The organism is Chryseobacterium artocarpi (assembly GCF_001684975.1).
Classification (GTDB): domain Bacteria; phylum Bacteroidota; class Bacteroidia; order Flavobacteriales; family Weeksellaceae; genus Chryseobacterium; species Chryseobacterium artocarpi.
The window spans coordinates 20986-34383 of record NZ_MAYH01000048.1 but is presented as its reverse complement, the minus strand read 5'-3'; the positions used below and the strand labels follow the sequence as shown (position 1 = coordinate 34383).

Annotated in this window: 20 protein-coding genes; 13 read left to right on the top strand and 7 right to left on the bottom strand. The window is 30.7% G+C overall.

Annotated features, from left to right (window positions below; translation table 11 throughout):
• Positions 1-47: 47 nt before the first annotated feature.
• The 13 genes from BBI01_RS18030 to BBI01_RS17970 all read left to right on the top strand — a co-directional run bounded on the left by BBI01_RS18030 (position 48) and on the right by BBI01_RS17970 (position 6205).
• Positions 48-608 (top strand): hypothetical protein, encoded by a 561-nt coding sequence (locus BBI01_RS18030; protein WP_065396038.1) that lies wholly within the window; start codon positions 48-50, stop codon positions 606-608.
• Positions 609-1181, top strand: a complete 573-nt coding sequence (locus tag BBI01_RS18025; RefSeq protein WP_065396037.1) for a hypothetical protein — start codon at positions 609-611, stop codon at positions 1179-1181.
• A 40-nt stretch (positions 1182-1221) separates the two neighbouring features.
• Entirely contained in the window at positions 1222-1689 is a 468-nt protein-coding gene (locus BBI01_RS18020; RefSeq protein ID WP_065396036.1) for a hypothetical protein, read from the top strand.
• Between the two features lie 93 nt (positions 1690-1782).
• Entirely contained in the window at positions 1783-2340 is a 558-nt protein-coding gene (locus tag BBI01_RS18015; RefSeq protein WP_065396035.1) for a hypothetical protein, read from the top strand.
• Between the two features lie 17 nt (positions 2341-2357).
• On the top strand, positions 2358-2711 hold the full coding sequence (locus BBI01_RS18010; RefSeq protein ID WP_123862170.1) for a hypothetical protein: 354 nt from the start codon (positions 2358-2360) through the stop codon (positions 2709-2711).
• A gap of 15 nt (positions 2712-2726) precedes the next feature.
• On the top strand, positions 2727-3128 hold the full coding sequence (locus tag BBI01_RS18005; protein ID WP_065396033.1) for a hypothetical protein: 402 nt from the start codon (positions 2727-2729) through the stop codon (positions 3126-3128).
• Positions 3129-3241: 113 nt separating this feature from the next.
• A complete protein-coding gene (locus tag BBI01_RS18000) occupies positions 3242-3700 on the top strand; it encodes a hypothetical protein (RefSeq protein ID WP_065396032.1) in 459 nt (152 codons plus the stop codon).
• A gap of 33 nt (positions 3701-3733) precedes the next feature.
• Positions 3734-4210 carry a hypothetical protein gene (locus tag BBI01_RS17995; RefSeq protein WP_065396031.1) on the top strand — a complete coding sequence of 159 codons (477 nt, stop codon included), beginning with the start codon at positions 3734-3736 and terminating at the stop codon, positions 4208-4210.
• Positions 4211-4268: 58 nt separating this feature from the next.
• On the top strand, positions 4269-4550 hold the full coding sequence (locus BBI01_RS17990; RefSeq protein WP_228394034.1) for a hypothetical protein: 282 nt from the start codon (positions 4269-4271) through the stop codon (positions 4548-4550).
• A gap of 69 nt (positions 4551-4619) precedes the next feature.
• Positions 4620-4847 carry a hypothetical protein gene (locus BBI01_RS17985; protein WP_065396029.1) on the top strand — a complete coding sequence of 76 codons (228 nt, stop codon included), beginning with the start codon at positions 4620-4622 and terminating at the stop codon, positions 4845-4847.
• Complete coding sequence (locus BBI01_RS17980; RefSeq protein WP_065396028.1) at positions 4848-5237, top strand: hypothetical protein; 390 nt, start codon at positions 4848-4850, stop codon at positions 5235-5237.
• Between the two features lie 64 nt (positions 5238-5301).
• Positions 5302-5760 (top strand): hypothetical protein, encoded by a 459-nt coding sequence (locus BBI01_RS17975; RefSeq protein WP_065396027.1) that lies wholly within the window; start codon positions 5302-5304, stop codon positions 5758-5760.
• 187 nt (positions 5761-5947) lie between these two features.
• Positions 5948-6205 carry a hypothetical protein gene (locus BBI01_RS17970; RefSeq protein WP_065396026.1) on the top strand — a complete coding sequence of 86 codons (258 nt, stop codon included), beginning with the start codon at positions 5948-5950 and terminating at the stop codon, positions 6203-6205.
• Between the two features lie 434 nt (positions 6206-6639).
• Here the strand turns inward: BBI01_RS17970 and BBI01_RS17965 are convergent, their stop codons facing one another.
• From BBI01_RS17965 to BBI01_RS17935, 7 genes are all read right to left on the bottom strand, one after another.
• Positions 6640-7260, bottom strand: a complete 621-nt coding sequence (locus BBI01_RS17965; RefSeq protein WP_065396025.1) for a hypothetical protein — start codon at positions 7258-7260, stop codon at positions 6640-6642.
• A 49-nt stretch (positions 7261-7309) separates the two neighbouring features.
• Positions 7310-7951, bottom strand: a complete 642-nt coding sequence (locus tag BBI01_RS17960) for a hypothetical protein (protein ID WP_065396024.1) — start codon at positions 7949-7951, stop codon at positions 7310-7312.
• Complete coding sequence (locus BBI01_RS17955; protein WP_065396023.1) at positions 7948-8919, bottom strand: hypothetical protein; 972 nt, start codon at positions 8917-8919, stop codon at positions 7948-7950. Before BBI01_RS17955 ends, BBI01_RS17960 begins: the two co-directional genes overlap by 4 nt.
• Entirely contained in the window at positions 8912-9985 is a 1074-nt protein-coding gene (locus BBI01_RS17950; RefSeq protein ID WP_065396022.1) for a hypothetical protein, read from the bottom strand. The genes BBI01_RS17955 and BBI01_RS17950 overlap by 8 nt, the downstream gene beginning before the upstream one ends.
• A 2-nt stretch (positions 9986-9987) precedes the next feature.
• A complete protein-coding gene (locus BBI01_RS17945; protein WP_065396021.1) occupies positions 9988-11937 on the bottom strand; it encodes a type VI secretion system Vgr family protein in 1950 nt (649 codons plus the stop codon).
• A 50-nt stretch (positions 11938-11987) separates the two neighbouring features.
• On the bottom strand, positions 11988-12293 hold the full coding sequence (locus tag BBI01_RS17940) for a hypothetical protein (protein ID WP_065396020.1): 306 nt from the start codon (positions 12291-12293) through the stop codon (positions 11988-11990).
• 248 nt (positions 12294-12541) lie between these two features.
• Entirely contained in the window at positions 12542-12871 is a 330-nt protein-coding gene (locus BBI01_RS17935) for a hypothetical protein (protein WP_123862169.1), read from the bottom strand.
• Positions 12872-13398 lie beyond the last annotated feature (527 nt).

Below are 13398 nucleotides of genomic sequence, written 5' to 3'. Positions count from 1 at the left end.
CAAAATATGATACAGATTATTTCAGATTATAGTAAATGTAAAAAATAATGATGAAGATGATAAGCTATGAAAATGAGCATGGCAAGCTCATTACAGAGGAAGAGGCTCACAAGTCTAAGGTTTTCATTAAAATTAATAAAGTAAATTCTATAATAAAGAGAAAGGAAGAATTCTTCAATGGAGAATTGCGTAATGTTATATTTTATCAGGATGGAGAAACAATAGATGAAATATTCAATCAGTATCCGGAGGTCAATAGATGTGATGTGAAGAGAAAAGAAGTTCAGGGAATGTATATCATGGAAGAAGTTTTCGGATATCTTAAAAATGAAGGATTAAAGCTGCATTCATTTAACATAGATAACACTGTAACGGGAAAAACTATCTGTTTTGGGGATTATGATTTAAAGACGGGAAGTATCATCTTAAAAAGTGTCATGAAAATACAATATGATCAATTTTTGGATATTGCCTATCATTACTATTATAACAGTTCAGGTAAAATAGATTATATTGAAGAGGTAAGTGGTGAAAGAGGGTATAATGAATACTCTGAATCCTATTATAATAATGTGTTCCCTCTATTTCCTGAAATAATATTGATCTAAATGAGTACAATAATAAGCTACGAAAACGAATATTTTGAACCTGTCACAGAAGAAGAGGCATTGGCTTCCAGTGAATATGTGAAAATTATCAAGATCAATGGCCAAACAAAGATAAGAGAAGATTATAATGAAAAAGTGATGGTTGAGGTTACTTATTATCAGGATAATGAATCAATACATGAAATTTTGGCTAAGTATCCTTTACTCAATCTCATTGATATTGCAAAAAGGACTGAAATTCAAGGTAATTATATTAAAGAAGAAATTTCAACCTATCATAAAAATGGAGAATTAAAATTACATGCCTTTAATATTGAACATATTTTAACAGGAAAAAGTATTTGCTTTGGCAGATATAATTTACAAACAGGAGATGTGAATCGTAATACTGTAGTTAAAACCAAATATGACGTTTATAATAACGTTTCATATACTTATTATTACAATTCAGCAGGTGAAGTTTATGTTATTGAAGAAGGTGAAGGTTTTGGGTTTTCTAATGATTTTTCTGAGAGTTACTATAATTACGCTTTACCTCTATTACCTGAAATAGAAGAAAATAGTGAATACTGAACTCATAATTATTTTAAATCAGATATTATCTCTTTAAAAGATGGGGAAAACCTTAGTAGAATACGAAAAGAATAAAGGGTTTTGGATATCCGAATCGATGATGCAGCTGGTGTTGCATTATATCATTGAGGAAATGGAAAGGTCAGAGCTTCTTATTCCCAATCAATCAGATCTTTTGATGGATTTGAAATTTCATGTTAATGGATATAGCCGAAGTTATATGTCTGTGGGACTATTTGATCATATTGATTCTCTTGCTGACGAACAGATCATGATACAGTTACTGAATACCGTAAAAAAAACATTACAGGATAAAGGAAGCCTTGTTTCTGTAGAAGAATTAATGAATATTCCGACTCATGACCTTGCTTTAAAATATATTCTTGATAAAAAACCTTTTCCTACTGCAGAATTGATTCGCGTTATAGATGCCCTTATTCAGATGCTGGAAAGAACCTGGAATCATCAGGAATATCAGATGGAACTGAACTGGAATTATTTTGATTAAACTGGTATGAACAAGAAATAAAAGACACTCATGAACTATAAAAAATATTATAACAAATTCTTTGAAGAAATCACAGAACAGTAAGCTGATCAATTGGATGAGCTTTATATCAGCTATTTCGTAGAGGGAAGAATTAAAAAGAAAGATCACATCAGCCCTGATTATTTCATGGGAGAATATTATCTTGATGCCACAGAGAATATTCAGGAAAAGATACAGGAGTTATGCATAGAAGGCGGTCTCAGATGGGTTTTCTATACCCAGAAAGCTGCAGCATTTGGTTATATTTTATGGAATTGGGAAGAGATCAGTGAAAAAGGAGAAATAAAATTCAAAGGAAAGAGTGTCCTTGACTCAAAAAGCAGAGAAATTTTTAATTGTTCAACAGATATCTTGACTCATCAAATGGAAGAAGCTACAAAATGGTATTATGATAGTAACGATATTCTTCTTTTGACCTTTAATTATAACTCTCAAAACAAAATGACGCATGCTTATGATAAGCAGGATACCTGGGGATTGGATGGAGGATGGCCTATGGATAAAGAAGAATTAATTATTGTGGATGAGCGTATAGGAGCATTTCCTTGGGATCAGCATCCTTATTTTCATTCGGCAGTTCCTTTTTTACCGGAGACAGATCGTATTTAAAACTGAAAGGATTTATCATGATGACCGCAAAAGAAGTGTTAGATTTTTACGATATCAGTTTTTATGTTTCTACACAATTTGGAAAAACACCTTATTTTTTGGGAGGGGATGAAATGGAAGAATTATTTCTACACTTTAATACTGTAGATGATATAAATGAGGAAATATTACCTTTAATTGAGCATTGCCAGAATGGAGATCCGTTTCCTGTTGATAATGACCTTACAGTATCATTAAGAGAGCGTATTGAGGTCACATTAGTAGGAGTAAAGTTCATCAATATGAACACAGGGAATATTGATATGATAGTGCCCTTGCAACATTTTAAAACGATTGTGTTGGCATGGCAAAATTTTTTAAATAACCATTAAAGATCAGTAAATATCATGAATCAGAATACGGCAGATCAATACAACCTTATTTTTGAAGATAAAGTCTGCAACTGGGGAAAGTATGGGAAAAGCATTATTAAAGTTGTGGATACCAATAATCCATACTTAACCGCTTTTTTAAACAGCTGGAATTCTGTGGAACAGATCGTCGACTCGTTATTACCGGATATTCATGATGCATTGAATCATCCTGATCAGGAGATAGAAAGTGATTCTGCTACAGTAGATATTATCATGCACAGGAATGAGGTAGATTTTTATGATGATGTGAAAGGATATGTAAACAGTATTCCTTTAAAGGATTTTAAGGAAATTTTGATAGAATGGAGAGACTTTCTGAAAACCCCTCCGGCAAGCAGATCAAAGATACGTCTGTTTTTTTCTAATTTTTTTTGAATCAGAAAGTAAGCAGCAGATCTTTAAAAGGAGTAGAGCTTCTATCAATCTTTATATGGATATCAACTATAGGTTATGAAGAATATCAACTGATAAAAACTAAATACTAAAAGATGGCAACAGAATCAATGGACTACAAAGATAAAGGGTTCATAACATCAGATATTTTTATGCAGTTAGCCCTTTATTATATTCATGAAGAGTTTAAAAAAGATCAATATACTTTCATTCGGAAAGAAGTTCTTACAGACTATCATTTAACTGTAATAAATGGTCAGATGGGAGGTTGGTTTGCTTTTCTCTGGGATCCGTATATATCAAATGCTTCAGAAGAACAAACAATGGTAGAAATTCTTCAAATTGTAAAAACTAAGGTTTACCATAAAGGAACTAATATCACTTTAACAGAATTACAAGCTATTCCAACAGTGGATGGTGATTTTAAAATATTCTACAATAAACCTTTTCCAACATCTGAGTTAATAAAAATGCTAGATGCTTTGATTCAAATGCTTGAAGGAGATTGGGAGTATGAAGATTATGATATGCATATAGATTACTATTATTTTTAAATATTTTTCTTTCAAGCCGAGTCGAAATACAGAATGAAAATTGAAATTTTAACTTATTTAAGGGATAATCCAGCACAATATTCAGAGAATACAGAATATGAAGGAAGGATAGAACCTATGTCTTTCTCTGAAATTCAAAACCACGAAATGATCTATAACAATGGAAAGCCATTTCCTAAAGTATTAAAAGAGCTATTGTTTCTAGCCGGAAAATCCTGTTATGTGTTGAAACATAATGTTCTTGATATTAATGAATTTCAGAAAGACCCCAGAGAATGGATTGAAGAAAGTAATAAGGCGATTAACCACCCGTTTTATGTGATTGAAATCTGTGATTTTGCAGAATCTTTCCTGTTTGTTCATCTTGATGAAGATGATGATCCTATAGTTCGGCATGCTGAGTTGTACTGTGAAGAATACAATGTTCCTTTTATTTTGTGTCTGTGCAGATTATCTTCTTTTATCAATCATAGGATTGATATAAAGAAGAAGGATAGTGATCTGTTTTAATCAATTTTTATCATAGTTTGAATAATGATGAACTTAAAAGAACCAGAGAAAAGAAGAGTTGATTTCGAAGACATCCAGTGGGGGAGGCTACAATCATGATGGTAGTTGTCTTGCTATGTACGATAATCGTCTATATACAGGATATGTAATTTTTGATAAGTTCCCGAGTGGAACTACTGAAGCTGAGATTGAATATGATTGCGGGAGTCGTATAGGATGGGAGAACGAATATAATGAAGCAGGATTTCTTACTTATTCAAGTTATTCCATGAGGCAGACTACCAAGGAGATATATAAGTATGATGATGAGGGAAACCTTATCAATCACCACAAATTGTAAATTAACGTTTCATTGATAAGATAAAAATGAATTTAAAAGAATTTCGCAAACCCAGAATTGATTTAAAAGATGTTCAAAGATGCAGATATTATTGAGATTCTAGAATCCAATTTGCCTGATATTCATATTGATCTTTTAGATATTAAAATTTCAATGACATTGAGAACAGCAAATAAAAATTATCAAAAGAATATTCAAAATATTTCAATGAGTGTTAGTGAATTAGATAATATTTATAAAGAAAATATAGGATTGTTTAATAGCTTAAACCCTGATGTTAAGAATAGAATTAAGTAAATGAATAAATATATTACAGAAACAAAAATTTATGATAAAAATGGTAATTTATTAAATACCGTTAATGAAAACTTTGTTTCTGGGAAATCATCTATAGTGACAAAAAAGTTTTATAATAATGTATCTGCTTGGCTTACTAATCCTAATCAGCTACAATTGGATAAGTTTACTAAAAAAGCTATTGACTTATCTTTTCCTGATAAAATTTCACGTATTAATGATAGTGAACTTAAATACATTTATAACTTTTTAGCTAACCATTGGAACAGCGGAGATAAGTTTGTAATTACAGCCAGATCAACATTGGATACTTGTACTAGTTGTCAAGGATATTTGGTTTACTTACAAAGACTGCAGAGAAGCATGGGAAAAGTATTACTTTTGAGGTAATATCTCATCCTAAGGCAATAACAATGGGAAAAGCAAAAGGATTATTATAATAAAATTTTAAATTATGACTGTACAATATTTACAAATACTACAAGACCATAATACTATGGATGGCTTTATAGATAAAGGTTTGACAGAGACAGAAATAAATCATTTAGAACAGTTATATAATAATAATAACCCTTTTCCTAAAATATTAAAAGAATTATTACTTTTAGCAGGAAAGTTTTGTAATTTTTTAGACTATAGCATTTATGATAGCCAACAAGAAATGCAAGATGGAGAACGCATTGAGCTTCAAGAATTACATGATATAATAATTACTCGGCCTTTTTTTATTATTGATTTAGCATCATATGGGTTGCCATTATTTATTTTTTTGGATGAGGGTGAAAATCCTTTTTTAAATCAATTGGAAGACGAACCATCACAATCTAAATATTATCGTCGCACAGGTGGTACTTTAAAAGACCTTATTACTTCAAGAATTCAAAATTTTCTTCAAGGGTTTAGTCCTTTTTAAGTATACTATGTAATATAAAAAAGGTATAGAATACAAAATACAATTAACCAATTTGTAAATTTTCATCATTATTAATGAAGCTGTACCTTATCCATTTTTATAGAAAAATAAAGAAGTATTACAATTAGTTTTTCTTTTAATCCTACATGTTTTTGTAGGTAATCCACCCAAACACAAAATTATTTTTATGTCAAATCAAACACCGGTAACACGCAGGTATTACCCGAGGTTATCCTCTGTGGTTACAAAAGACGACATCCCGGATATTCTGGGATTTATAAAAGATGGGGTTACCAACCTCCTCGACACAATCTACTATAAAGATTTACAGTATAGAATTAAATGGAGGTTCGGTATTTTACTTCAGAAAATTGAAGAATTAACACTCTATGTCATTTCTCAGAATAAAGAAATAGAAAAACTGAAAGCTACTATTAAAGAATAGTATCCAACGTAAGCAATGACTTAATACTTATTCTAAATAAGAACTCCCTCAAACCAATTTGAGGGAGTTCATTTTTTATTAAAAGCAATATTATATAAAAATAAAAAAACCTCTGAAAATTCAGAGGCTTTAAAGTGGTTTCTCCAGGAATATCTTTAATTATACTTAATAGCTATTGTTAGGGCTTTTAAGGAATTCTATTTTTTTAGGTAACCGATTATTCCACCTTCAGAAAAAGATAAATTTTCTCAAATCATATTGAGTAAAAATACATATTTATATGTTATTGAACAAATTTAAATGTGGAATTAGAATTCGTATTAATTAGACATCTTTAAATTAAATCTAAAAATAGGTTTGTTATTTTCGAGTAAATATGGTTTTATTTCAATTATCGTCCTTTTTCCTATAAAAATTAATTAAAATATCTTACTTTAAAAAAAAGTAAATAATACAGTTGAATAATTAAAAATTGTATCTTTTTCATTATAATATAAATAACTTTTACAAAATGTAGAATCAACAACTATTTCATAAAAAGAGTTATTTATTTTTGCTTTTACAACATCTGCCTTTTCAGACTTACCAATACTTAAAATTTTATATTTGGCATTTTTACTTTTAAGATACTTAATCAGATCTTCCTTATTTCTTGGTTTATTAATGTCTGATTTATGATATTCTTTTCCTATATAACTCCTATAAAAATCTCGAAAAACTATTTTATTATTCATTTCTATAAAAGACAAATTTTTCCCTTTTAGTTTTTCATAAAAATACTCACTAGCTTCTTTATCTCGATTAACACTGATTAATGTATAAATTTTTCTTGGATATTTTCTATTTTCATTTGATGGTTCTATAATTGTGTAAATATAAGACCGTGAAGAATCTAATTTTTGAGGATTATTTCTTAAGTATCCATTATCATATTTGTAAAAATTATTTTTAGAAAAAGGGATATTTTCTATGATGTCTATATCTTGTTTTACTTTTTTTGTTTGACAAGAAATAATCAAACCAAAAATTACTATATAATATATGATTGACTTCATCTTATTTCAGTAATTGGTTGTTTTATTTATTTAATCTATTCATTTACAATTAAAACCCTTCCCAGAACGCATCATCTGTTATTAAAAAAAACTTATTTATTGTATCCCTTTTATTATAATATAAATAGCTTTTACAAAATGTCGAATCAACAATTATTTTGTAAAAATCACCATTTATATCAACATTTATTACATCTGCTTTTTCGGACTTGTTAACACTCAATATCTTAAATTCAGCTTTTTTGTTTTCAAAATATTTTATCAAATCTTCCTTGTTTCTTGGCTTATTAATATCTGATTTATAAAAATCTTTACCTGTGTAACTCCTATAAAAATTTCTAAATAATATTTTATTATTCTTTTCTAGGTAAACAACACTCAATCCCTGCAAATCATTGTAAAAATATTCCTTAGAAGATTTCCATGAATTTTTACTTAGAGAATAAATTTTTTGTGGAATAGCTTTATTAGTATCTAAGGGTTTTACATTTGTGTAAATTATTGGCTTAAATGAATCTATTTTAATATTACTTTCAATGTAGGGTTCATTATTTCTATATGTATACTTATAATAATTAACTTTGGAAAAAGGTTTAGTTTGTATAATTTCATCTTGTTCAACACTTTTATGAGATTTACAAGATAAAATCATCAGATTAAATGTTGAAAAAATTATGATTCCTATTTTCATTTTATTTCTGTAATTGGTTGTTTAATATTTTTAATTTGATCAGCAACAATCATCTTTATTGCTAAAAAATCATCCAATGCATCTTGTTTCAAACCTCTACTTTTAGATTCTCTTTTAGGAATTGTTATATTATCACTCATAGGATCAAAATGTTTATTGTCATAAGCGACATCAAAAACATCTGAAATAATTACAGGCCCTCTAAACTCAAACAATTCATCCGAAAGCTTCATAACATCATCAGCGGTACAAAGATAATTAATAAGTGATATACCACTCTGTAAAGCTTTAACCCATGCATAAGCTTCAATTGTTATAGGTAAAGAAACAATTCCAACAATCTTTTTAAAATTATCTAATTGAATTTTCTTTTCTTGTGCAATAGAATATACGAATGACATCTCCATACTACGATTATAAATAGAAACTTTCTGTAAGAGTTTGAAAAAATCAGACTCTGTATTGATTTTGAATTCTGGAAAATCTTGTATTTTGAACAGTTTATCTATAAATATTTCTTTATGTAATAAATTTTCTTTTGTACCATTAATAAATTTTCTACTAAAGTTATGTTTTAATTCTATTATTTTATCAACTGTATCATCTGGGGCTGCTGTGGGTCTTCTTAAAACTCTTTGTGCTAAATATTTGAATTCTTGATAATGTCCAGAAACGAGGTATCCTCCTCTATCCATATAGAGTGTACATGTCTTTATTATTCTTTCATGTTTGGGCTTATCAATTCCAATTCCAGCTATATGGAGTTCACAAAAATTATCTTCTACCCAGCTTACAGCAGTAAGGCAGGCATCCAAACTATCTGTATACCTGTTTCCTGTATACATTTGAATAGATTGGTTCAATGTAAAAGCAACACAAAATGATGTGCTAACCCGCCTACGGTAGGGATATAAATCCTTTTCTTCTTGTCCTAAAACCAATTTTTCAGGTAGGTATATTTTACTCATCTTTTTTCAATCTTTTTTTTGTGTTTTGTAATGTTTCACCAAGTTCCTCAAATTCGCTAGTAACAAAATAGATTTTATCCTCAGAAAATTTTATAAATTTTTCCTTTTCATCCATTCTTGCGCATTGTACACTAGTAAGCTGTATTGGACCTCGGATTTTTCGTACTCTATCTGCTAATACCTGTCCATCATCAATAGTACCTGTTAAATAGCTAAGTACCCCGAATACCTCTTTAAAAACAGATGTTCCTTTATATTTATCAAAAGAATTGGCTAAAAACGGACTGTCTGTCTCTAGTGCAATCTTATCGGCTGTTTCATTTATTTTACTTAAGAAGCTTTCTGCATTTTCCGTTCCTGCAAATACATAAGAAATATCAGCACGACGATTGAGGCGACTTGCTTCTTTTACAAAATCTCCAAAAATATCATAAAACATATGAGACTCTGTTGTTTTAGTTCCAAAGTTGATATTTCTTTCCATTCCGTTGGAAAAAATGAGCTTATGATCCAACAATACTTCATCATGAAGGTCTTTTCCTTTTGACCTTAGATCATATTGGGTTCTTTGAAAAACTATTTTATCACTATCCTTCAGCTTTTCTATATTCCTTTCCTGAGAACCAATCTTCCTTTCTGTTTTATAGGTAATTAAATCCATTCCTCCCTCTACAAGCTCTCCACGATTGTTCATATAAATATTTAATACATACACCCAATTATGAAACTTATATTTATCAGTGGAATTTAAATTATATGCCTCAAAGCGAATTACAGAAGTTATTCCAGTTAGGCACATCTCTACATTAAAATCACTAACTCCTAAATCAGCAATTGGTATTTTTTTATTGGTAGTATGTGCAAATACACAATGATACCAGTCATGCCTGGGATAAGATTTCCAAGGCTCATAGGGTTTGGAGTCACCAAAGACGATACCTCCCTCATTCCCTTGTTCCTCATATTTTCCTCCGGCAGAGGAAATAATATTTCCATCAGAAAACATATAATGATCACCTCCGGTTATCTTAGTATATTTTCCCTTTACAATTCTTATTCTGCTCATGTTTAATGGGAGTTAGATTTTTCGCCACTGTTGTTATATAATGTCTTTTGGGAGTACTTTTTTATATTTCCTTCTGATTGTACCTCCATATCCTGACTACTGTATTCCTTCCTCTCTTTTTTAGATTCTGATACAGTGTCTCCATCAATTATTTCCATAAGCTTCCCTGTAATAAAATGACTTGAATTTCCTGCAATTGTACTCATATAATTTACTCCTACTGCTTGTGTGTAATTCAACGTTGCTGATGCCATGATATTGGTTCCTGCTATGACATTTATGTTTTGTCCGGCATTGATGCTTACATTCTGCCCGGCATTAAATGTCATATTCTGAGGAGCGGTGACTGTAATATTCCCTTTACCATCCATAAAGTAAATATTTCCACTTGGATCTTCAATATGTATACTGCCTTCAGCATCATTAAAGATAACCTTATTTCCACTTCTGGTCTGTATGGATTTAATATGATTATCTATATTTCCACCAATTCCTGTTCCACCATGAAACATTCCACCCATTACAAAAGGACGATCAGGGTGACCATGCTGGAAGTTAACCATTACCTGATCACCAACCTCAGGAATGGCAACATAACCTCGGTTTTGAGTGATTTGGTCAGTTCCGCCTGCATCGGGACTCATAACACGAATAAAGTTTGTAGTATCATTCAATTGCCAATCAAACTTCACTTGAACTCTCCCTTGACCTTCAGTGTCTGTATTGGAAATTACTGTTGCTATTTGGGGTAAAGCAGTCGGAATAGTGAATTCAGCTTTTGGTAAGAATCCTGTGTCTGCTGCAATAGCTACAAAGCTACCAGTATAATGCCCAAGTGTATCTATCTCATGGTTTACCTCGGTTATCATTACCTTGGTGAAATAAGTGGTTTCATTACTATCAGCTTTTCTCATTTTAACATCTGCCACACATCCCGGATACAGGAAAGGAACAGTAGTTTTCCCTGAAACTGTAAACACCTCTACAGCTTGGCTTCCTGCTGTACTGGTCTGGGAATTGGTGACGTCCATATCAGTTCTAGCTTTTATAGGAGCAACTTGAAGGGATTGTGTTTTAAAAATACTATTGTTATTTTTATAGGCAGTCTGTGCCAAATCACCCTTGTGGCTAATCGGAGTTTGTCCCGATGTTAGTTTTGTATTACCACTGCTGTTGTAACCGTAAAAACTAGGATTGATATGTACGGCTTTTAATTCTACATTGATATCAGAAACATTACTCCCATAAATAAGTTCCAGAACTTTATTCTGAGGTGGCAGGTTACCAAAATGCAGTACTTCACCATCATAATAAAACTGTTCACCATAAGCCTCTGCCATTCTACATAAATAATTGTAATGTGTTTCATCATATTGAGCACTATAGATAATTTGTGATGAAGCTTTAGCATCAACACGATAGTCATATTTACCTTTATCTATACCTTGCTTAAGAATTTCAGTGGCAATTATTCCCATATTAACAGGCTGCCCACCCCCAAAGCTTTGAGTATGGGGAGCAGCATCCAAAAGTATGGTTGGACTAAAGCCTTTCAGTACAATGTTTCCGAGGCTATGATTATCCTGACTGAATCCTACTTTTGTTATGACTCCAACAAATACTCTTTCGGGGCTCTTGTCCACATCTTTATACATGATTCTGACGGTTAGTCTTCCACCAAGAAATTTATTGACATCTTCTAATGTATGATCCTGTCTGTTTTCCAGGCTATCATGTGCCAGAATGAGCTCAAATTCATGATGATTTCTGGTACTTTGTTTTAGCTTAAAATCTTTAAAGTGTGGAATGATTTTACCATTCACAATGCATTGTAGTTTTACAACACGATTAATACCTGCAATACTATTCTCTTTAATAGCATTGGCATTATCCGGAGCTTTATATCCGTCAGGTTTGAAGAAAATATCTTCAGGAGTATTTTTCTTTTTCATATTTTGTTTTTGTTTTAGTGTTTTTGATAAGTATTTTTAAGTAATAATAATCAGATAAAATTATTGTTAATTGATATTGGTTGATCTCTATAAGAAAATAGCTTTTCAGGATGTTCAATAATTAGCCAATTTCTTAGGCGTTCTGCCATGTATAATGTCCATATTCTTTCAAAGTCATGGCTAAAACCCTCATCAGATTCACCACTGATAAGGCTAATATTTTGAGGTTGAACTCGATTATATAAGGTCATTTGGCGTGGAATATCTGCCACTACTATCCAGCGGTAGTTCTTTATTTTGTCTTGGACAGATCCAATGATGAAATCATTGGTAATCTGATGGATTTTATAAATCATTTGTGTGATCTTGGTGTTTATATCCAAAAATAGTGACTTTTTTTAAAACAAACATAAGGTATTTGGAAATTAGTAGATTATGAAAATTATAAATAATTATATTCTCCGAATGATAATCATTATAATTCTCAAATTCTTTCTATACATCATCAGTGTATTAATAAATAACCTTCTTAGCGAAAATGCTAAGAAGGTTATTTATTATTGTAGATGTCTTGTTTTATTGTTGTTGGCTAATTATAAAATATTTAGTCTGGGATATTTTGCCCATATATCTTTTCAAAATCACTAAAAAAACTTTGTAAAGATTTTTTTTCATGTCGACAAATGTTATAAATCGTTGACATAGGGATATCATATCCTTCAGGGAGTTTTATTTTACTAACAGTTGAAGGAGCAATTCCACATAACTTTGCATATTTATTCTGAGATATTTCCTTTCCGTTTTGATCTCTTAAGATTAATAAAAATCTTGAAGCAATAAAGTTGCAAAGATATTTATTTACCAATGCATTTTTTCCTTTATTTCTCTCATTATTTTTAATATCAGTCATCGTTAATTCAACATTTATATTCAAATCAACTGATTTAAATAAAAACAACTGTTCGTGATAGCGAATGATTTAAAATATTTTATTATATTTGCATTATAAGTTACAATAAAGGTAACTTTGCGATACTTCAACGATTAATAAATAGAAGCTATTGCTTAGAATCTCGGATAGAAAACTGGTAATTTTTAAACACACGAGACAATAAGTAATGAGGCTCACGACCTAGGCGTGGGTTTCTCTCTTATCTGTGTGTTAGGTATACCAGTACCTCTGTCCTGATATTGTAGAGTTCCCATGCCGTTTTTATTTCTATGCAGTCCACTTACTCTACAATTCTCTAAGACGCTCCTACCGTAAAAGTATCACTGTGGACAGTTACAGTGGGTGTACAACCATTGCGGGAGCAATCCTTAATTTATGAAATCTTTTTTTCATCCTTATCACCAGATTTTTTGCACTTAGCAAGGGGAATATAGTTATGAGATATATTTTCCCTGCTTTTTCAAAATACAATTCTACCTGCCTATGAACATTATTGGCTGAAGGGGAAA